Below are 20,078 nucleotides of genomic sequence, written 5' to 3' on the forward strand. Positions count from 1 at the left end.
TTCGCGTTAGATCATTCATAATCACGCTCCAACTGATCTAAGATCGCTTGTTGTAACTCAGCACATTCACCATCTAACACTCTTGGTGTGGCAGTGAGAGGCACAGATAAAGACTGAGCGTTCGCCGGTGTGCCTTGCAACACATACAAATTGTCCGCCAAACGCACCGCTTCTTGTGGGTCATGGGTGATCAACACAACGGTTTTATCTCTCAACAGCTCACACGCTAAGCTCTGTAGTTTGTGTCTCGTTACCGCATCCAGCGCAGAGAATGGCTCATCCATCAGCACCACTGGCTTGTCTTGCATTAAAGTTCGAGCCAAAGCGACACGTTGACGCATACCACCAGACAACTGATCCGGCATCGCATTCGCATAATCAGCCAAACCAACCGCAGCGAGCAACTCGAGTGCTTGATTGGTTTGCACTGCTTTGTCAGAAGCTGAATTTTGAAAACAATGACTCAGACATACATTGTCGATAACCGACAGCCACGGCAGTAACAAATCCTGCTGCGCCATGTAAGCGATGCGATCCGTTAAAGGCAATTCATCAGAGGTTGTCAATGTTCCCTGCCACTCCACCTTGTCGTCCAACAAGCCTGCCAGATAACGCAATACCGTGGTTTTCCCGCAGCCACTTCGACCTAGCAATACCGTCCACTTACCTGCGTTTAAGCTAAGCGACAATCCCGATAAGGTTGCGTGCTCACTGTCGTTATAACGTAAAGAGGCATTGCTGAGCTGAACACCCACCGTATTAACGGACATTCCCGTGCCCAGCGAAGAAGTGATTTACGGGCCCATGACCTTGGCCGACTTGCAACTCATCAGCATGAGCAATCGCGCGCGAAATGTATTGTTTGCCTAGCTCAACAGCCTCTGACAGCGTGTTGCCTTGCGCTAAGAAAGAAGCAATAGCAGATGAAAGCGTACAACCCGTACCGTGGGTGTTTTTGGTAGGAAAACGCTTCGCACTAATCAAAGCAGACGTGGTTGGCAGAATCAGTAAGTCGTTACTGTTCTCATCCTTCTCTAAATGACCGCCTTTGAGAAGAACGGCTTTAGCACCTAGTGCACGCAGGTCTTCAATCATATCCTGCATTTCGGCTTCGCTTTCAGGCACAGCTTTGCCTGTTAACGCCGCGCCTTCTGGCAAGTTAGGAGTAATGATGTCTGCCAGCGGAATCAGTTCTTGCTTTAGCGTCGTGATAGCTGAGTTTTCTAGAAGAAGATCGCCACTTGTCGCGACCATGACAGGGTCAATCACAAGATGCTTAGGTTGGTACTGCTTAATTTTGTCTGCGACGACTTTGATGATTTGCGAATCGGCCAACATGCCGACTTTCACAGCCACGATATTCAGATCAGTAAAAACCGCATCTAACTGACTGGCAACATGGTCGAGTGGAATAGGGAAAATGGCGGAAACGCCTTGCGTGTTCTGGGAAGTGATAGCGGTAATTACCGAACAAGCGAAACTACCTGTAGCAGACATAGCTTTAATATCAGCTTGGATACCCGCACCGCCGCCACTGTCTGAGCCTGCGATCGTCAATACAATCGGAGTGTTCGTTCGAATCGAACCATCAGCAGAGTGCTGTGAAACTGAGGTTTTTGGTGTTAAATCTTTTGAAATAGAACTGTGTGTCATTGTCGCTCCTACTATCTTACAAGACGTAGGAGAACGAACACTGATCGAAGGAGAAGTCGCATTAGGCTCATGAAAGTTTCATGGGTGCAGACGTAGATCGAGTGCTTATAGTTCCCTACGCCAGTGTTAACTGAATCAGGTTCAACGGGTCTCGACTAACGATCTCAGCAAACACCAAATAAGGTATATGCCCCCCGACTATTGATAGCGATAGTAACAGCACTCTCACAACTGAGATACTGATTTTATTCAATTATAAGAATTACGCATGAATAAATCTCAATTAGGCGTGACAAAACAAATACTTATAACGTTCCTTTAGATGGCTTCGACTGTATCAACAAGCACAGCACAATCAGAAACATACCTAGCCAACCTATAAAAGGAATCAGCTCACCGACAACGCAGACGGCAAGCACCGCTGCAACTACTGGTTCAAACAAAGTCAGTAGATTGGCACTACTCGCGGTCACATGGCGTAAACCAAAACTGAAGGCGATATAGCCCAAGCATTGTGGGATTAACGTCAGATAACTGATGACTAATACGTTAATCTGCGAGGAAAACAGGTTCTCCCCCGTAAACCAGAGTGTTGGCAGCAACAGCATCGCGCCGAGGCCAAAAATACTGCCCATCGCCGCTTGAGACTCAATGTCCTTGTCTATCAGTGCTTTTGTCGCCCAAGAATAAATGGCGTAACACAACCCAGCGAGCAAACCTAAAGCAATACCCAACAGCTTGAGATCATCACCTGACTCATTCGTAGATGAAGATTCTGAAAACACCAACAACCCAATACCCACCACACCAATCGCAAAGCTAGTGAGCCAACGTTTGTTGATATTATTCTTTTTGCTAATCAGACACTCTAACAATGCAGAAAAGAAAGGAGCAGTAGCTATCGACACCACTGTGCCCATTGCGACACCCGATAACTTCATCGAAGAGTAAAAAGCCAGAGGATAGATCGCCAAAGCCAGCGCACTCGCCGCTAACAACTTTTTGTTGAGCAAAAGCTTATCAAGTGAAGATAAGATCTTTCGATACGCCAAGACTGCTTGCATTAAGCCGCCGACGCCCATTGAAAAAGCACCAATCGCTAATGGGCTGAGATCAGGCGCAAAGCTTGCGGCGGTGCCTGTCGTGCCCCATAAAACAGAAGCAAACACGATGGCTAAAGTGCCCGTTTGGAATTCGTTAACGCGATTGATGGCAAGATTCATTTCTATTACCTAGTCTATTTTCATTTCTGAAATAGATAATAGTGAACATATACTAAGTTGAGTTTGCCAAAAGGACGCTATTCTTGTTTTGGAAGACTCTCTTTCATCGAGCCCAAAAACGCCCTTGGAGACATGCCAAAGTGCTGAGAGAAGCGTCGACTGAATGCAGACAAGTCACTATAACCCACATTTTCTGCGACCAATTGAACGGGTAAATCGGTATGGCTAAGCAAGGCTTGAGCTTTCTCCATACGATAGCGAGTGATGTACTTAAGCGCACTGATTCCAATGCACTCTTTAAAGCGCTTCTTAAATTGAGTGGGGCTCAAGCAAGCCGTTTCTGCAAGCTGAGAAATAGAGAGAGGCTGGGCGTAATTATCCGCAATGAGCCTTTGGACCGCTCGAATACGAGGGTCGATGCTCTTGCTCACTTTTTGTTGCTCTAATAACAGTGAAAACACATCCAAGATGGATGATTCAATGCCACTGTCCACTTGGTATTCCAACTGCTTTTCAACAAACAGCAAGAAGCTCATTAAGGGTGGCGTGATAGTAAACACCGAGAGCTCATGCTCTAACAAGTGCTGCGGTAACTCTGCCATATCTGCGACAATAAACCGCGCTGCTTCATCCGCCTTAAACGCATGCGCTGTGGTTACCGGAATCACCACGCATTCGCCCACGGCCACCTTGCCGACATATCCCACCATTTCAATACTAATACTCCCTTGAATAGGCAGCACGAGTTGATGGTAGCCATCATGGGCATGAGTATTAAATTGCTTGGTGTAAGATCGAATGCTTAGGCTAGATTTCATGAGCAACGCCGGAATTCAGTTTATTGAAACATGAGTGTTAAAAAGAAATTACATGATTTAAGCGAGGGAGTCACATCGGACTAGTATTTTTGTCGTATCTCTTTCTAGCCTTTCTAAGTCGGATCAAAAAAGCCGTTTAAGTATTGATACTCAAACGGCTTTTTACTCAAGTCTAATTCGCAATCTCAAGAACAGTTAACCGAATCGGCTATCACTTCCTAACAAAATCGCTCATTCAGACTCTATTATTTTTGAAGTTGCTCTTTAGCGGCTTCAACCTTAGAAAAATCTAGGCCAAGCTCTTCAACTGCTTCTTTGATTAGCGCAGGGTTTTGCATTACCTGGCCCATCAGCATTTGAAGTTTATCTTGTGGTAAGCCAAGTTGGCTGATCGTCGCCATTGCTGCAAGAGGGTTCTCGGTCAACGTCTTGAATAGCTCGCTGATCTGCTCGTCGCTAATATTGTTCTCTTTCAACATTGCTAAAATCGGGTTCATTTTTTTGCCTTTGAAACACTAAATTAAGTAGGAGCACAGCATACCATCTAGTTGTGCTCGATTGTACTAGCAAGTGAAGCTTTGGTTTAACACGAACTGTACTTTTCCCAAACGCAAAGAATGCTTGGGCTTAACGAGATTCCAATGGGTAAGAGCGGTAGCTCCACATACCATAGGTTCTCAGTGCGTCACGGTAGATGCCTAGAAGCTCACCACTGCTCGCTTTCTTAAGATCTTCTAGCGGCTTGTCTGGGTAAGAAACCGTATCGAAGGTAATGCCCTGAGGGCCCGTTTGCCAGCTAGCGATTTCAAACAGAGTTTGACCACGACGAACATGGCTTGCCGAGCTAATAATGGTCGCGTGCTTAATATCATGGCGAGCAAGTGCGTAGCTACTGAATAAGGCATTGCCTACCGTGCTGGTCGCGTAATTCTCTTCGATGATGCGATCTTTGCTTACCCCTTTCTCGATAAGCCAATCCGCCATTAACTTACCTTCAGTCTTATGATTCTTTGGCACTCCGCCCGTCAACACGATCATCGCATCAGGGTTAGCTTTCGACATTGCTAATGTGGTTTCAAGACGTTCAATCAAGATTTCATGCATAGAGCCATCAGGGTTAAGCGCGTAGCCCAAAGTGACGATGGCACCGTGATCGCTCAACAGTCCCTTATCTGCAGACTCTTTAAGAGGTGTTTCTAACACGCGGTCAACCGTTGCAAAAATACGTTTGATGTCTTCAGCCTTGCCTTTATTCAGGCTTTCCAGTTTATCCATGTGCTTGTTGGATTCACTTTCATTGCCTTCAAATCTTTGCCAAACCGCAAGATACGCATGCAAGTCGACATCGTCTGGCGCAACCGTCAGTGCTTGTTCAAACAACTCAATAGCGCGTTCTGCGTTCTTGTTGTAGATCTGAGCGTTCGCCGCCGAAATCAACAAGTCAGTACGGTAAGGTTCTAGCTGGTACGCTTCTAACAATCGGTTAGTCACAATTTCCATGTTGCTTGGCATTTTAGCCGTGAAGCCCGCGTGAGAAATTCTTGCCGGAGACTTAAACGCCTGCAACGCATCAAGAAGTAGTTGATCGACAACTTGTCGCTTAGTCACCAACTGCGCGTAATCCGCAGAAGCCTGTACAGCACCATCGTTAGCAGCAAAAGAGTAAGGTGTTGCGCCAAAAGCGAGCATGCCACCAAGAGCGAGGGCGATAATGTTCTTTTTCATGGAAAGATCCTGTGTCGTTAAGTGTTCACATCAGATTTGTTCACCAATGTAAGTCCCTAAGATTAAAAAACCGTGAACCAAACCTTACTCTCCAAGGTTTATATTCATTTGTTGCATAAGATGTGGCAGCAGATCACGATTTTGAACTTACCAATAAGCCTGTGCATCCAGATAATTCTGGTTTGAACCAGTGCTCAACGTTTTTGTTGGAATATCTGACTGCGGATTTCATACGCCCTATCCCGCCAAAAACCACCCATCACAAATCCGAACTCCGCATAAAGCAACGAATCAAAAAACCACTTTAAGCTCATTTTTTCAACAACTTAAAATCCAACACACTGAATCGCGCGATTTTACCCCTCGCTCAAATAACGAGGTCTTCAACACATAGAGTTGGAATGCGAGTCAGAAGATCTTCAAATAATTCAAAATCAACCATTGAACGATCGTTCAAGTGGTGCTTTAATAAATGACCAATACAAGGAGTTACCCCATGCTTAAGTTCTATTTTCACCAAACACCAAACCCAATGAAGATCGCTCTGTTTTTGGAAGAGACAGGCCTAGATTTTGAACTTGTTCCTGTCGATACCTTAAAGGGTGAGCAGCATTCACCGGAATATCGTTTAATCAATCCAAATGGCAAAACGCCTGCGATTGAAGATGAAGGACAACGTGTATTCGACTCTAACGCTATCCTTCTGTATCTCTCAGAGAAAACAGGCAAGCTTGGCGGTCAGCCAGAAGACAGAGCTGAACTACTCTCTTGGATGATGTTTATCGCGAGTGGCCTTGGTCCATATTCAGGCCAATCGGTACACTTCCGCCATGCTGCACCAGCAGGCTTAGACTACGCTGTGAACCGATACCTACGTGAAGCACAACGTCACTACGAAGTGTTAGAGAAGCATATGGAAGGTCGTGAATTTATCGTAGGAAATGAGTACACCATTGTCGATGTCGCTGCATGGGGTTGGATTGACAAAGCACCGGTCGTGCTTGGTGAAGAAGGCCTAGAACCTTACCCGAACTTGAAGCGTTGGTTTAACGCAATCAACACTCGCCCTGCTGCACTGCGTGCTCGCGAAATCGGCAAAGGCATTGAGTTTAAAACCGAACGTGATGAAGAAGCAAAACGAGCACTGTTTCCTTCGAATTTCCCAATCAACGAATAATTCAGCATGAAGTAAACGATGTGGAGCGAAAGCTCATTACTGGGCGAGCTATTTAAAAATCAATAGTATTGTTTCTATTAACTGATACCACACTAGTTAAAATATCAATACTATTGATATAGCTATTGTAAGAACCCTTACCGACATCCGATGGTGTCTCTGTCGGTCGTGCCGGGGAAAAGTCCTGAATCAGTTACTCTAGATCGCAGCGAATTTGTAAAGCATATGTTAGGCATGAATTAAACTTCGACTACAAAGCATAAACTTATTTTCAAGATACCAAATGAAAAAACAATCATGTGACAATCAACTAAAGAGACGATAAATGAGTTTTACAAAGACTAATAGCATTTGAAAGTAATATTAATTTTTGAATGCTAATTCAAATAATTAGGCGTTCTGATAGTTTTGCTTTTTTCGTTAATATTCTAGGCAACAAAATGAGATCAGGCTGCCTTAGTGCTTTACTTGTTACAATATCTGGTACGTGCTATCTGTCTATAGGTTTTTCAGGACTTGAGAATCAGTTTGGTATGGTATGGGCAGGAGCTGCGTTAATCGTCTTAATCGTGTTTAATTTGACGCTGCCACTCTCTTTAGGCGCTTACTTTTATACTACAAGTATATTAGGTTGGCACTGGTTTGAGTCATCATTATTCACGTTAGTACTAATAACCATCATAGTTCCTGCGATCATTAAATCTGTTAGTCACATTCTAAATCCAGCGTCTTCTGAAAATTAGACAGATTATTAGCGCGCAGGTTTAATGACATTGATTTTATCAATTTCACGTAAAAAAAGAGCCGCTTTAGCGGCTCTTGATTTTCAAACTATTCGAATCAGTTCAGATTACTCTTTACCGAATACGTTGTTCTCTTGCTCTTGTACACGGATGAAAGTCGTACGCTTAGTTAGCTCTTTAAGCTTTGCTGCACCTACGTATGTACAAGTTGAACGTACACCACCAAGGATGTCAGAAATTGTGTTGTGAACAGAGCCACGGAACGGAAGTAAAACAGTTTTACCTTCAGCAGCACGGTACTTAGCAACACCACCTGAGTGCTTGTCCATAGCCGACTGTGACGACATTCCATAGAACTTCATGAATTGCTTACCGTCTTGCTCTACAACTTCGCCGCCTGACTCAGAGTGACCTGCTAGCATGCCGCCTAGCATTACGAAGTCAGCACCGCCGCCGAACGCTTTAGATACGTCACCCGCACATGAACAGCCACCGTCACCGATGATCATGCCGCCAAGGCCGTGTGCTGCGTCGCCACACTCGATGATTGCAGAAAGTTGAGGGTAACCTACGCCTGTTTTAACACGTGTAGTACAAACAGAACCAGGGCCGATACCAACCTTAACGATGTCTGCGCCAGCTAGGATTAGCTCTTCAACCATGTCACCCGTTACAACGTTACCAGCAGAGATAACTTTAGTCGGGAATTCAGCACGTACTTTTTGTACATACTCAACTAGGTGCTCTGAGTAGCCGTTAGCGATATCAATACAGATAAATACGAATTCGTCGCTAAGCGCCATGATTTGCTTAGTTTTCTCAAACTCAGCTTCAGAAGTACCTGTTGAAACAAATACGTTGTTCAGCGTTTTCTTGTCTGCTGTTTTTGCGAACTCAGCCCACTGCTCTACTGTGTAGTGCTTGTGTACTGCAGTCATAACACCGTGCTCTGCTAGAGCAGCTGCCATTTCAAAGCTTGCTACCGAATCCATGTTCGCTGCAATTACTGGAGTACCAGACCATTGACGACCGCTATGCTTGAATGTAAAATCGCGGGTTAATTCAACTTGAGAACGGCTTTTAAGGGTAGAACGCTTCGGACGGAAGAGTACATCTTTGAAACCTAACTTAAGTTCTTGTTCGATACGCATGATAATTTGTCCTGTAATCATATTACGTGTCGTGCGTTTTCGGTAAGCGTTGGCAGACGCTTTACTGAGTTTCGGACACAAAAAAACCGGAGCGTTGGCAGACGCTCCGGTTTTCAGCATTATAGGCTGTGATTTACTAACAGCAAGTCTGATATTTCATTTTTTTTTGTGCTATCCTCTCAAAGATTCCATATCTGGTAAAAGCTTCCCGCCCGTCATTTCCTACTAAATTCATAGTAATTAATAACTTAACAACATATTCACGCAAACGCTGTCGGTTTATTGCGCAAACGTTTCCCTTGCAAATTCGGCGAAAAAATCTTCGATAAGGCAAATTTGTGAAAAAAGTGCCCTTTAATCACATAAAAATCACACTTTTCTTGAATCAAAAAATGCGTTTTTTCTTAAATAATTTCATTTTTTTCTGACTTTTTTCGCTTCGAGTGCCGATCTCAGCCCTCTTTCATTAGCCCTGAAATTTATAAAGTACAAAGGCAAGATCGATTAGCACGTTCGAAACTTGGATGAGCGGGGTAAAGTCCACAAAATATGGCAGGTTAGATGTGCTTATTTATGAGAACCCAGCGGATACAAGCCGCTGTTGATAGAGCCTAACAACAACTCGACTAAAGTTAACGAACACGGAACGCCTTTCTTTAGTTCGAACTCATTACTACAGGATCAGATACAAAAATGGCCAAGGGGATTAACCTTGGCCATTTTTATTTGGTTTTCAGAGTGCTCTTATAAGGCGATTCAATTTTCACCTTAAGGTACGTCAAGCCTTTTTCTGAGACATCAGAGCTTCAGCAGTCGCATCTTGAATCGACAAGAACAAGGATGTCACTTGCCCAGTTGGAGAACGCATCGGGTTAAGCGTGACGTTCTGATACATAAAGTCGGCTTGCTGAGTTACTGGCCTCACGTTGCGGCACTTAAACAGATAAGGCCTTTGTTGCCACGTTATGAAGCTACGGCAGCCTAGGTCATAAACCGGTTTTGTTTTAAGCCTAAACCACTCTTCAGGAATTTCAGGGAATAACTCAAAGATCGACTTACCGATCGCATCATGCGATTGCTTACCGCTATGGTGCGTCATGAAGCCATTCCAAACTTGTACCTGAAAGTCACGGTTAATGACCACCAGCCCCATATCGACGTTTTGAACCATGTCTACCATCCAGTGGAACTGTTCAAATTCAGCAGGAAGATTCAACATATTAAAACTCCTCCATTAGGTAGGCCAATTTGTTGTCTAGAAGAGGCAGAGACTCATCAACGAACATAAACAGAAGGTCACAACGGATAGAAGTGCCATCAATGTTGTAGCTAACTTCAAAGGTCATGGTCTTCTTAAACGAGCCGCTGGTATTTTCGATGACCGAATCAATCGAGATGTGTTGACCTAGCAGCACAGGAGAGCTCTGGAAGAAACGAACTTCTGACTGCTCCCCTAACCCATTCAAGAATGAGCCGACTAAGATGTTAGACACATCCATCAGCAACTCTAGTTCTTCTAGCTGCTCGCTCTCTGTTGGCACCTTCATGAGCTTCTTAAGATCGCTCACACTGGAATCACTCAACAAGACTAATGCTTCGCCTGCAATGCCTTCTCCGCTAAAACCTTGGCAAACACCCGACACTTGGTCGTTGTCGGCTAGGTCACGAAGTGCCATGTGCAATTCACTCACTTCGAAGATGTTGACGTTCGGCAGTGGTAGGTGGACAAATACATTAAAGTGACGAGCCAGTGCATCAGCTGCACGACCTATCGCTACGTTCGCGACTTCCATATAGATATCGCGCCTACGAAGTATTGGCAGTTCTAAAGCGGTTGGAGTAATGATCTGAGGCTGCTTTGGCGGCTCAACATGCTCACGTAAAATAGCTTTTAGCGCTTCTTTATCGATCGGCTTTTGTAAAAACGCTTTGGCGCCGAGATCCAGCACCTTCTGTTGTGCTTTTGGTTGTATGTCACCCGAAACAACGACAACAGGCGTGGTATCACCCAAACGTTGCATCTCTTCCAATGTGCCATAGCCGTCTAATTCCGGCATGGTGAGGTCGAGGAACATCAATTTAAATTGGTTTTGAGCGAGCTCTTCAAGTGCATTAAGCCCATGAACAGCAAAAGTTATATCTGCATTTAGAGAACTAGGCAGTGATCGAGCCATCTGCTTCCTTGCTAACGCAGAATCATCACATATAAGAACTGGGAACGACATAAATGCACCACCGACAAATTAAAGCTAATTCGGTCGAGTGTAACAGAACATTATGGTATCAGGTACGGGGTGAATGAATTTATGTGTAGATTATTAGTAAGAATGATGGAACAAGCAGGTGAGCTATTATCTGGCATTATTCTTCATGAAAAACAATATGCTACAAAGGTAATAACCGTTCATCATTATAGAGTAATAGCACTTTTTGAGAGAGCAATAGAGCTAATTTATGAAATGGCAGCCTTAATAAGTGAGTTTATTAAGGCTCGGTTTGCTCATTCATTTATCGGCTTTATTCAGCCATGATAAGAGACGTAGTGTGAAGAACTAGAACTGGTATGAAGGCCATAGGATCAGTAATGCGAAACGAATGACCACAGCAAACACCAATAAAGCGATACCTAAACGATACCATTTGTATTCCGCGATACTCATTGGGATACGCTTATAAAACATCGTAATCACGCCTTTCCAATCACTACTGCGTCTTCCGTACTGCATCATGCTCGTCAAAACAAACAGCGCGCCAAGCACTAACATTCCTTTTTCAGCCCAGAACAATCCAACTTCCATTTGTGTATTCCTTGATAAAACGGTGAGCAACTCAAATCATTCTAGTCACCTTTACGCTCAGTTTCTGTAAGACCAAGGTCTAACCCACTCTCTACTTACTTGAAGGTACTTATCTGAACGAATTTAAGTGAACGTAAATCGCTGAGCACACTTAACTGAACAGCGTGTTCATATCGAGTTCAGCTTCGCCATCTATACTCATGTTTCCACTAACAGGAGAAATTCAATGAAATCACTGAAAAAGTCGCTTTGTGTATTAACTGCTTCAGCTCTACTCGTTACCGCTCCGTTTGTGAGTGCTTCATCACCACAACAACCGCCACAGCCAGCAGTGAGCCCACTGCAAATGGTTATTGCTTCTTTAAACCTAAGCGAAGAGCAACACGCGGAAGTCATCTCCCTTGTTGAAGGCTACCAATCTGATAGAACACAGATTGACATGGATAGCGCGATAGAACTCAAGAAGAAACAGATCAGCCTTGTGACTCAACCTGATTTCAATGAAGCCGAGATGGAAAAGATCATCGACACCGTTCAAGCAACCGAGAAGTCGATGGTGATGCAAGAGATGCGTCTTAAAAACAACATTTATAATGTGTTAACTGAAGAGCAGAAGGAGCAGTTCAAAACCATGATGAAGTCTGCGCTCTCTGGTGGAAAATAGTCTGGTAGAAAATAGTCTGGCAATAAATCGTCTGGTAGAAAATAGCTGCCCCTAATCTTGATATTGATTCTTCCCATCTCCCCCAGAAAAGGGAGAATCTGAATAGACAACAAAAAGCCGCAGTCATTATGATGACTGCGGCTTTTTTGTGTTCAGTACACCATTAGCAAATCACGTATAAGCATGATTCGACAAACCTGGAGATTGGTTGTTCTTTTGAATGACACGCATCAATTGGATAAGCAGCAGAATACCTGTCACGCCCAAACCAACGCCGATTCCACCCCAGATCCCTGCCAATTCAAATTTTGGCATCAAATACCAAGCGGCAGGTAGGCCAAATACCCAGTAACCGATAGCAGTCATCACGGTTGGCATGGAGACAATCTTCATCCCTCTCAACAAGTTAATCGCCAGTAGTTGCCAAGCATCAACAATAAAGCACAACGCCACTACCCAGATAACAGAAGCCAATAGTGAAGTCATCGCACCCGTGCCATCGTCCAGCTTAAAGATAGACGCGATCATTTCGGGCCATATGATGAACACGGCAGACAAAGCAACGCTCAACACCGACACCAAGATAAAGCTGAGAATCGAGGTTCTTTTGATCCCTTCGTAGTTTCCCGCACCGAAATCACGCCCCACCAAAATCGCCGCGGCTTGTGAGAAACCGAAATTGAAGTTCCAAGTAAAGCTCAAGCATTGCAGCAGAATTTGGTGTAAGGCTAACGAAGCAATACTGATCGTCCCTGCCATCAAAGTGCCGCCGTAAATAAGGCCATGCTCAAGTAATGCTGCCAAGCCGATAGGTAAACCCATCATTAAAAGCGGGCTCATCAACTTGATTGAATACTCTTCTGTGTTTAACCAAGGGGCGAACTGCTTGAATTCGTCACGTTTGAATACCCAAACCGTGTATCCAACCATCACGATAAATGCCGCGATAGCCGTACCTAGCCCTAAACCCGTTAAGCCCATGTCTAATTGGAAGGTTAAGAAGTAGCTGACTGGCACATTCAGAATTACGGTGATAATCGACATCACAAGAATAGAACGCACATTGCCAAACGCGCTGGTTAAGCCACGAAGCACCAATAAGATAAGCGAAGGCAACATCACCCATTTCAAGGCGTGTACATATTCCATGGCTAAAGTGATCACTTCTGGCGGCTGTTTGGCTGCTTCTAATACCAACGGAGCAAACCAGAAGCTGGCCATTAAGGTCACACTGAGCACGAATGCCAACATAGTTGCGCCTTTCACAGCCAATCTAATTTGCGTGTTACCAAACTCTGGACGAGCTACACGCTGACCATAAGCGATCGCGATCAGGTTCGCGACACAACCCACGGTGCTGCTCGCAATAATAAAGATAAAAAAGTAGATAGAGGCGCCTAAGCCACCAGCCGCAAGGGCTGACACACTGATCCGCGACATCATCCAAACATCAGTAAGGACTAACGCCATAGAGATCAGCTGTGAAATGATCAAAGGGAATGCAAGAGTGAGTATTTTTTTCATGAGCGCCTCAGTTAATTTCGCCCAAAATACGATCGATGGGGCTGGCGTTCAATTGATAAATTTGCGACTCTAACATTCCATAAACTCATGCGAACGAATTATGACCCCATATCCTAGCTTGCCATCCTCACATAATAGCTTAAAAGCCTTTGAAGCTGCCGCAAGGCTGATGAGCTTTACTCTGGCTGCCGAAGAGCTGCACGTGACACAAAGTGCGATCAGTCGGCAAATCAAACAGCTTGAAGATGAGTTAAACGCATCACTGGTTATTCGTAAGCATCGAGCCATTGAATTAACGGTACAAGGTCATGATTTGTATGTGGCTTTGCGTGAAAGCTACGGCAATATCGAAACTGTTATCGCCTCTTGGAGTGAGCCGAAGCAGAAGCGTATTGTGATCAAAGCGACCTTGAGTTTCGCGACGCGAGTATTGATCTCTAAAGTGCGGGAATTAAACGAGCGTTATCAAGATCATGAGATCGTCATAGTTCCTGTGATTGAGGAAGACGAATCGATTAATAGTAGTGAGTATGATCTACTGATCTTCCACACGCGCTTCAAAAAGCGCTATGACAAGGCACCTGACATCACCTTCTTGCGTGAAGAGTTCATGGCGCCGGTTTGCTCGACTAGCTTAACGAATTCTGCCAATTTAACTAATTCGACCAACTTAACGAATAAAGACACCGACCTCGATTCGATCTTAACCTTACCAAGACTCCACCCAACCTTAGATCACCACGACTGGAAGGTGTGGTTGGCCGATGTTGAATTCCCACCAAAGAAGCCCGTCAGAAATACCAGTTTCTTGTCTTTAGATATGGCACTCAGTGCCTGTTTATCCGGTGAAGGGGTTACGGTCACGGATTTATTGTTAGTACAACAAGATCTCCAACGAGGCTTCTTGTACTGCCCTAAGAATGCAAAGATCCAACACAGTGCGTGGACTTACTTCATGCACCAGCGTACTCACACGCCTATCATCAATGACCTTATTGAATGGCTTAGGGAAGAGACAGCAAAAGAGATCGAGTTGCTTAAATCACTATCCCATCAGAACCATTGGTTTGGTGTTATTCAAGATTATTAGGGGATTGATGCCTCATTTTTTAAAACTGCATTAACCTTATAATTTATAACGTTTATTTATCGATTCGAATGACCTATCTTACGCCCTATGAACCAGTACACAGATATTGGCATCTTATTTTTAGGAGAAAGTCATGGAACAACAACGTCTAAAAGTCGCAATTATTGGTGCGGGGCTGAATGGTTTGGCACTTGCATTATCATTGCGTAAATTTGGTATTAAAGCTCGAATATACGAAAAAGCAGCACAACCACGTGCTGACGGTACTGGCATCATTATGTGGCCAGAAGGCATGCAAGTGCTTGCGGCACTGGTTGGTGTCGATAAAGTCAAAGCTGCGTGTAATCAAGTCGATACCATCTCGACATTAACGGCGACAGGGTTGCCCATCAACACACTTAATATGAGTGACTCTCCGAGTAAAGCTAACGCGCCAATTGGTTTATTTCACCGCGGCCGTTTATACCAACTGCTATTAAATGAGCTAGGAGATGACTGCATCATCACTAACCAAACCTGCACTGTTGTTCAAAACGACGATGAGCCGCAAATTCTGATCAACGGCGAACCCATTGATGCGGATATTATTGTGGGTGCCGACGGTGTGTTCTCTCAAGTTAGAAAGTTTGTCGCGCCTGATGTGTCACTAAGACAACCAAACGTTTATTGCTGCCGTGGTGAGATTGATTTCAAAGCATCAGAAATCAGCGATGATGAGTGTTATGTTTTTGCGGGTGATAAATCTCGAATCGTAACCTACACCTACGATCGAGAAACTCAAGGTAAATACTGGTTTGCCGCGTGTGCCGTTCAAGAAGGTGAAACGCTTTCTAAGCAAACTGTGTTAGAGCAATTCTCTCACTATCCGAGCTATTTACTGGATATGATTCGAGATACACCTGAATCGAAGATCTTGCCTTCCCCACTCACCGATGTTGCCCCATTTGATACTTGGTATCGCGGCAATGCTGTTCTGCTGGGAGATTCTTGTTGCGCAGTGCTGCCGACCATGGGTATCGGTTTCAGCTTGGGCATTGAGAACGCTTACGTATTGGCACAAAGCATTGCCTCTAACTTTGAAGGTACAGAGCAAGCATTCAAACGCTATCAGCAGCGTGCTCAACAACGTTCGCATGAACTGCAAAACATCACACACCGACTCAGTGAGCTAACTTACAAAGACGAGTTCAACCCAGTCGAAGTGGCGGAGCTTTACCAACAGCTCGCCATTGCCAATAGTCGTTCGCCTTTCTAAACATTTGGCTCGTAAAAACGCGCCGATCGCTAAACGACTCGTTTACACAACAATAAGCCGCAGCAAATACTGCGGCTTATGCTATCTACCCATTATGTTTCACTTTGTTGAGCAAACATTAAAGCTTAAACATACGCGCACTGCGTGGTGGTAAATTGAAGGTATGGTAGCGAGAAGAAATGGTTTCTGTCGCGCTGCTTAATACGTCTTTGTATTGAACATTCCAATTAAATTCATGCTGGTAGGTATCAACCGTCACGCCACGGGTTTCGCCACACTTGTTAATACCAACAACGCCTTCTTTGCCACGCTTAAACAACAAAGTACATTGGTCGCTCGAAATCATCGTCATCGATTTACCTTGCATCGCATTGTGGAAGCTCAGCATATTCTTCATATTCGAACTATTCCAAACATTGCCCCAACGACCGTTATCCTTGTCTTCAGAATCCGGTAGGTCATCGCTGTAGATCAACGGCGTACCGCCATCTTTGCCAAGGATGTAAGCGTAAGCAAGCTGCTCGTCTTGTGGATCCATAATTTGGTAACGGAAACCGTCATTGGTTGGAATATCATGTGTGATCGCAAAAGTAATTGAGCGATTGTCATCCAATGCTTGGCCGTACGCTTTTGGATCATGCAATTGGTTCAAGCCACCGTCCATAGAGAATGCAGTTCGAATCGACGCAAACAGCGGGAAATCGTACGCGGAGTGATTAGTATTATTCAGGTACGGCGCTAAGAACGACTCATAGCCGCTGTTCCCTGCTCCACCGCTGGTAATCACCTCGCCAAACACATGCATGTTCGCAGTAATTTCAGACGTGAATACCTGATCGATTTGGTACTGGCTCATGTGTTTTACCGCATCAATACGGAAACCTTTGATCCCCATATCTTTTAGCGCTTTCAGATATAAACGTTGCTGTGAAACCACCCAGTTGTTTGGATCAAGGTCAGGTAAACCTACATCGCCATCGGCACCACACAAACGCCAGTACTGAACGTGACCAGGATCGTTCCAATCTGAAATACAACCTGCGGCATGGAAATCGTTAGCCGAGACAAAACCTTGCGCTAAGCTGCCAAACAGAGTCTGATCAGCATAGTAACTTGAACGGCTCGCATAATCGTTTAGCACTTCAGTGCCTGGGTAATCCAAGTCACTTCGCTTCCAGCTTTCATTCGCCATATGGTTCAACACCACATCGGCATACACATCAACACCCACACCTTTGAGTGCGGCAATCATTGCAGCTAAATCTTGTTTGTTGCCGAGAGGTGAATCAATGGTACGAAGGTCTTGAGGTTGGTAACGCGCCCACCATTGGCTGCCGCTAGACTTCATTGCAGGTGCCACAAGCACCTTCTTATAGCCAGCTTGTGCAATTTGATCGGCGTTGGCCGTTACGTCCGAATACTTCCAATTGAAAGCATGCAAAATAGTGTCAGCATAAGTAGCTGAGCTAAAAGAACAAACGGCAAGTGCGGATATGAGTAGGGTATTGATTGGTTTCATAGAACATATCTCTCATTATAAATTCACAAGAATGATATGAATAAGAACGACAATTAAAACGACGGATAAATCAGAGTTGAATTAGCGTCACCTTCTGTTGATGATGATTTTATAAAACTGAGCTGTCGCCGATCTTATGTGAGATAAAAACGAACAGAACTGAAATGAGAATTAATTGAATCAAGTTGACCAGAACAGGACAAAGACTTTGGTCGGCTCTTCTAAACTACGTTATGATTCCTTTTCCCCTCAACCAATTGATATTTTTATGCCTTCTTTCTCTTTTTCACTGATCCCTGTTGGGGTTAGGTTCATGATCCTTTCTGCTTTTGGATTCGCACTGATGTCAGCTTGTGTGAAATACGTTAGCAATTACGGCATACCTGTATTTGAAATTGTTGCAGCAAGGGCTTTGGTGTCGTTGATCATCAGTTATATCGATGTGAAGCGCAAACGTATTTCTATTTGGGGCAACAACAAACCTCTGTTGTTTGTTCGTGGCGCTGTTGGTACCGCAGCCTTGATGTGTGTTTACTACGCTGTGACCACTTTGCCATTAGCAGAAGCAACCATTCTGCAATACGTGCATCCTGTCTTTACCGCGTTACTTGGCGTACTGTTCCTGAAAGAACGCGTCCAAAAGTCGACCATGATATGCATTGTATTCTGCCTAGCGGGATTATCGGTAATGGTACAGCCAAGCATGAACAGCAGCGCGAGCAGCGAGTTGCCGCTATTCAGTATTATGCTGGCGTTGTGTGGCGCGTTTGGTAGCTCAATTGCTTATGTGATTGTAAGAAAGCTTAGCCAAACTGAAGACAGCTCGGTGATCATCTTCTACTTCCCACTGGTCGCTCTGCCAATATCGACCGCCCTGATCTGGAACGACTTTGTATGGCCTAGCCTTTTCTTAACCATGATGCTGGTTCTGGTCGGTATTTTCACTCAGATCGGCCAATATGGTTTGACCAAAGCAATGCAAACCCAAGCAGCAGGTAAAGCTTCAGCTTACTCATACGTTCAGATCGTATTCTCAGCACTATTAGGTGTTTGGGTGTTCAATGAGATTCCATCAGTTTGGACCTACCTAGGTGGTGGCCTTATTGTGACGGGTGCTCTTATCAATGTGTTTGGCAAACAACTGTTGGTGCCGTTTAGAGCTAAGTAGATAGCCAAATAACAGAGCTGAATACCATTTAGCTAATCAGCGATTAAATAGATCTAAAAAGGGCATTGCGGATTATTCCACAATGCCCTTTTCTATAAATGCTCTAGCGCGTTTTCATTCAGCTAACCAACTTTAACAAAGCGGCGTATTACGTAACTAACTCGTGGCATTTCGTAACTTAGGATCATCACTCAAATACTCAACAAACTCGATTTCAAAACCGGCCGGATCCACAAAGTAGACGTTTTTACGATAAGGTTCTTCGGCACCGGGTTTGGCAATTGGGAAGCCTGCATCAACAAGCCGCTTGGTTACGCTTTCGATATTATTGGTCACATAAGCGAAGTGTGCGAGACCAACAGAATGCCCTGCCAAATCTCTATTTTCACCTTCACCGTGATCACTTATTGCGATGTATTGGTACTCGTCACCCAAATGCAGCCAGTTACGTGGCTTACCTGACCACTCCCCTTTTCCCTCGTCACGGACATACCAATGAGGGAACGCCGCTTTATAGAAAACCAGCATTTCTGGGATGTCTTTTACCACTAAATTCACATGTTCAAGTTGGATCATTCTTCTCTCCTTAAAGTATTCTCGTAAGCAACGTTGCATATCCTAATACCTCAAGTTAAGTTGAGGTAAAGCACTAATTTGCATTTATTTCGAGAACGTCTTTAGAGCCCAAACTGTTCTACTTTGACTACATACAAACCTTAAGTTTAGACGACTTAATCTAATGTGGCTTCCTTGCCTGTGTTCTGTTCTTTGTGCCTTGGTGATCTCGTTGTTCAGAACAGATAACTAAATCGCGACACACATTGGTGTATTTGAAACAGGGTCACGAAACACGCTCGCTTTGAGATCAAACACGTTACTGAGCATAGTTTCGGTCATCACCTCATCAGGCGAGCCTTCTGCTATTAAACACCCTTTTTCCAAAACCACTAGATGGTCGCAGTAACGACTGGCTTGGTTAAGATCATGCAACACAACAACCACCGTTTTTCCTTTGGCATTCATCTGTTGCATCAGGTTCATTAATTCCACCTGGTGAGACATATCAAGGTATGTGGTCGGTTCATCCAACATCACTACGTCCGTATCTTGTGCAATTACCATCGCAATCCATGCTCTTTGACGCTGGCCACCAGACAGTGACTCAACAGGCTTATCAGCAAACTCAAGCACACCTGTATCACGCATAGCTTGTTCGACAATCCTTTGATCGTCCTGCCCTAGCCTCCCCCAATGAGACACATAAGGCGAACGGCCATATTCGACCAACTTTCTTACCGTGATCCCCTCAGGGCTTACCAAGATTTGCGGAAGAAGTGACAACGAACGAGCAAGCGCTTTATCGCCATAGCTTGATAGCGGCTTGTCTTCAAACAACACCTCTCCAGCCACTGGTTTGTTAATTCTGACTAACGTCTTTAACAAGGTAGATTTACCGCACCCGTTAGGTCCTATCAATGCGGTGATTTTTCCCTTAGGGATAGAAACCGACAGGTTCGGTATGATCGTTTGTTTGCCGTACGCGACGGAAAGATTCTGCGTTTTAAGCATG

At 44.5% G+C, this 20,078-nt stretch carries 20 protein-coding genes and 1 riboswitch; of the genes, 6 read left to right on the plus strand and 14 right to left on the minus strand.

The window, feature by feature from the left end; genetic code table 11:
- Positions 1-11 precede the first annotated feature (11 nt).
- From LMH68_RS22340 to LMH68_RS22365, 6 genes are all read right to left on the minus strand, one after another.
- Entirely contained in the window at positions 12-770 is a 759-nt protein-coding gene (locus tag LMH68_RS22340) for an ABC transporter ATP-binding protein (RefSeq protein WP_229647335.1), read from the minus strand.
- Positions 760-1,653, minus strand: a complete 894-nt coding sequence (gene thiD / locus LMH68_RS22345; RefSeq protein ID WP_229647336.1) for a bifunctional hydroxymethylpyrimidine kinase/phosphomethylpyrimidine kinase — start codon at positions 1,651-1,653, stop codon at positions 760-762. Before thiD ends, LMH68_RS22340 begins: the two co-directional genes overlap by 11 nt.
- Positions 1,654-1,748: 95 nt before the next feature.
- A riboswitch (TPP riboswitch) is annotated at positions 1,749-1,860 on the minus strand.
- A 98-nt stretch (positions 1,861-1,958) separates the two neighbouring features.
- Positions 1,959-2,876: a DMT family transporter gene (locus tag LMH68_RS22350; protein ID WP_229647337.1), complete on the minus strand. Its 918-nt coding sequence runs from the start codon at positions 2,874-2,876 to the stop codon at positions 1,959-1,961.
- A gap of 77 nt (positions 2,877-2,953) precedes the next feature.
- Entirely contained in the window at positions 2,954-3,694 is a 741-nt protein-coding gene (locus tag LMH68_RS22355) for a helix-turn-helix domain-containing protein (RefSeq protein WP_017061918.1), read from the minus strand.
- Positions 3,695-3,939: 245 nt separating this feature from the next.
- Positions 3,940-4,191: a DUF2999 family protein gene (locus LMH68_RS22360; protein WP_004731647.1), complete on the minus strand. Its 252-nt coding sequence runs from the start codon at positions 4,189-4,191 to the stop codon at positions 3,940-3,942.
- 130 nt (positions 4,192-4,321) lie between these two features.
- Positions 4,322-5,419, minus strand: coding sequence for a YdcF family protein (locus tag LMH68_RS22365; RefSeq protein WP_229647338.1), 1,098 nt, complete (start codon positions 5,417-5,419; stop codon positions 4,322-4,324).
- A gap of 496 nt (positions 5,420-5,915) precedes the next feature.
- Between LMH68_RS22365 and LMH68_RS22370 the strand changes: the two genes are divergently transcribed.
- On the plus strand, positions 5,916-6,596 hold the full coding sequence (locus LMH68_RS22370; protein WP_017061920.1) for a glutathione S-transferase family protein: 681 nt from the start codon (positions 5,916-5,918) through the stop codon (positions 6,594-6,596).
- Between the two features lie 850 nt (positions 6,597-7,446).
- Here the strand turns inward: LMH68_RS22370 and LMH68_RS22375 are convergent.
- From LMH68_RS22375 to LMH68_RS22385, 3 genes are all read right to left on the minus strand, one after another.
- Complete coding sequence (locus LMH68_RS22375) at positions 7,447-8,490, minus strand: GMP reductase (RefSeq protein ID WP_017062429.1); 1,044 nt, start codon at positions 8,488-8,490, stop codon at positions 7,447-7,449.
- 778 nt (positions 8,491-9,268) lie between these two features.
- Positions 9,269-9,709, minus strand: coding sequence for a PAS domain-containing protein (locus LMH68_RS22380; RefSeq protein WP_017062430.1), 441 nt, complete (start codon positions 9,707-9,709; stop codon positions 9,269-9,271).
- A 1-nt stretch (position 9,710) separates the two neighbouring features.
- The gene (locus LMH68_RS22385) at positions 9,711-10,715 is read right to left on the minus strand and encodes a response regulator (protein ID WP_004731662.1); all 1,005 of its coding nucleotides are present in this window, start codon (positions 10,713-10,715) and stop codon (positions 9,711-9,713) included.
- A 102-nt stretch (positions 10,716-10,817) separates the two neighbouring features.
- Here LMH68_RS22385 and LMH68_RS22390 point away from each other — a divergent pair, with 102 nt between their 5' ends.
- Positions 10,818-11,021 carry a hypothetical protein gene (locus tag LMH68_RS22390; protein WP_324295266.1) on the plus strand — a complete coding sequence of 68 codons (204 nt, stop codon included), beginning with the start codon at positions 10,818-10,820 and terminating at the stop codon, positions 11,019-11,021.
- A gap of 21 nt (positions 11,022-11,042) precedes the next feature.
- On the opposite strand, the gene LMH68_RS22395 is transcribed toward LMH68_RS22390, so the two are convergent.
- Positions 11,043-11,288 (minus strand): hypothetical protein, encoded by a 246-nt coding sequence (locus tag LMH68_RS22395; protein WP_004731665.1) that lies wholly within the window; start codon positions 11,286-11,288, stop codon positions 11,043-11,045.
- 226 nt (positions 11,289-11,514) lie between these two features.
- On the opposite strand from LMH68_RS22395, the gene LMH68_RS22400 reads away from it, so the two are divergent.
- Entirely contained in the window at positions 11,515-11,952 is a 438-nt protein-coding gene (locus LMH68_RS22400) for a Spy/CpxP family protein refolding chaperone (protein WP_017087288.1), read from the plus strand.
- A 171-nt stretch (positions 11,953-12,123) separates the two neighbouring features.
- On the opposite strand, the gene LMH68_RS22405 is transcribed toward LMH68_RS22400, so the two are convergent.
- The gene (locus tag LMH68_RS22405) at positions 12,124-13,476 is read right to left on the minus strand and encodes an MATE family efflux transporter (RefSeq protein ID WP_229647340.1); all 1,353 of its coding nucleotides are present in this window, start codon (positions 13,474-13,476) and stop codon (positions 12,124-12,126) included.
- Between the two features lie 100 nt (positions 13,477-13,576).
- Here LMH68_RS22405 and LMH68_RS22410 point away from each other — a divergent pair, with 100 nt between their 5' ends.
- The gene (locus LMH68_RS22410) at positions 13,577-14,566 is read left to right on the plus strand and encodes a LysR family transcriptional regulator (protein WP_229647341.1); all 990 of its coding nucleotides are present in this window, start codon (positions 13,577-13,579) and stop codon (positions 14,564-14,566) included.
- Between the two features lie 133 nt (positions 14,567-14,699).
- Positions 14,700-15,821 carry an FAD-dependent oxidoreductase gene (locus LMH68_RS22415; RefSeq protein ID WP_229647342.1) on the plus strand — a complete coding sequence of 374 codons (1,122 nt, stop codon included), beginning with the start codon at positions 14,700-14,702 and terminating at the stop codon, positions 15,819-15,821.
- A 118-nt stretch (positions 15,822-15,939) separates the two neighbouring features.
- Here LMH68_RS22415 and LMH68_RS22420 read toward each other — a convergent pair whose 3' ends face one another.
- Complete coding sequence (locus tag LMH68_RS22420; protein ID WP_229647343.1) at positions 15,940-17,340, minus strand: alpha-amylase family protein; 1,401 nt, start codon at positions 17,338-17,340, stop codon at positions 15,940-15,942.
- 268 nt (positions 17,341-17,608) lie between these two features.
- Between LMH68_RS22420 and LMH68_RS22425 the strand changes: the two genes are divergently transcribed.
- Positions 17,609-18,508, plus strand: a complete 900-nt coding sequence (locus LMH68_RS22425) for a DMT family transporter (RefSeq protein ID WP_081089960.1) — start codon at positions 17,609-17,611, stop codon at positions 18,506-18,508.
- A 156-nt stretch (positions 18,509-18,664) separates the two neighbouring features.
- Here LMH68_RS22425 and LMH68_RS22430 read toward each other — a convergent pair whose 3' ends face one another.
- Together LMH68_RS22430 and fecE are read right to left on the minus strand one after the other, a co-directional pair.
- The gene (locus LMH68_RS22430; protein ID WP_108194567.1) at positions 18,665-19,084 is read right to left on the minus strand and encodes a VOC family protein; all 420 of its coding nucleotides are present in this window, start codon (positions 19,082-19,084) and stop codon (positions 18,665-18,667) included.
- 228 nt (positions 19,085-19,312) lie between these two features.
- Complete coding sequence (gene fecE, locus LMH68_RS22435) at positions 19,313-20,077, minus strand: Fe(3+) dicitrate ABC transporter ATP-binding protein FecE (protein ID WP_029235210.1); 765 nt, start codon at positions 20,075-20,077, stop codon at positions 19,313-19,315.
- Position 20,078 lies beyond the last annotated feature (1 nt).

Source organism: Vibrio sp. F13 (genome assembly GCF_020806305.2).
In the GTDB taxonomy this organism is placed as follows: Bacteria; Pseudomonadota; Gammaproteobacteria; order Enterobacterales; family Vibrionaceae; genus Vibrio; species Vibrio crassostreae_C.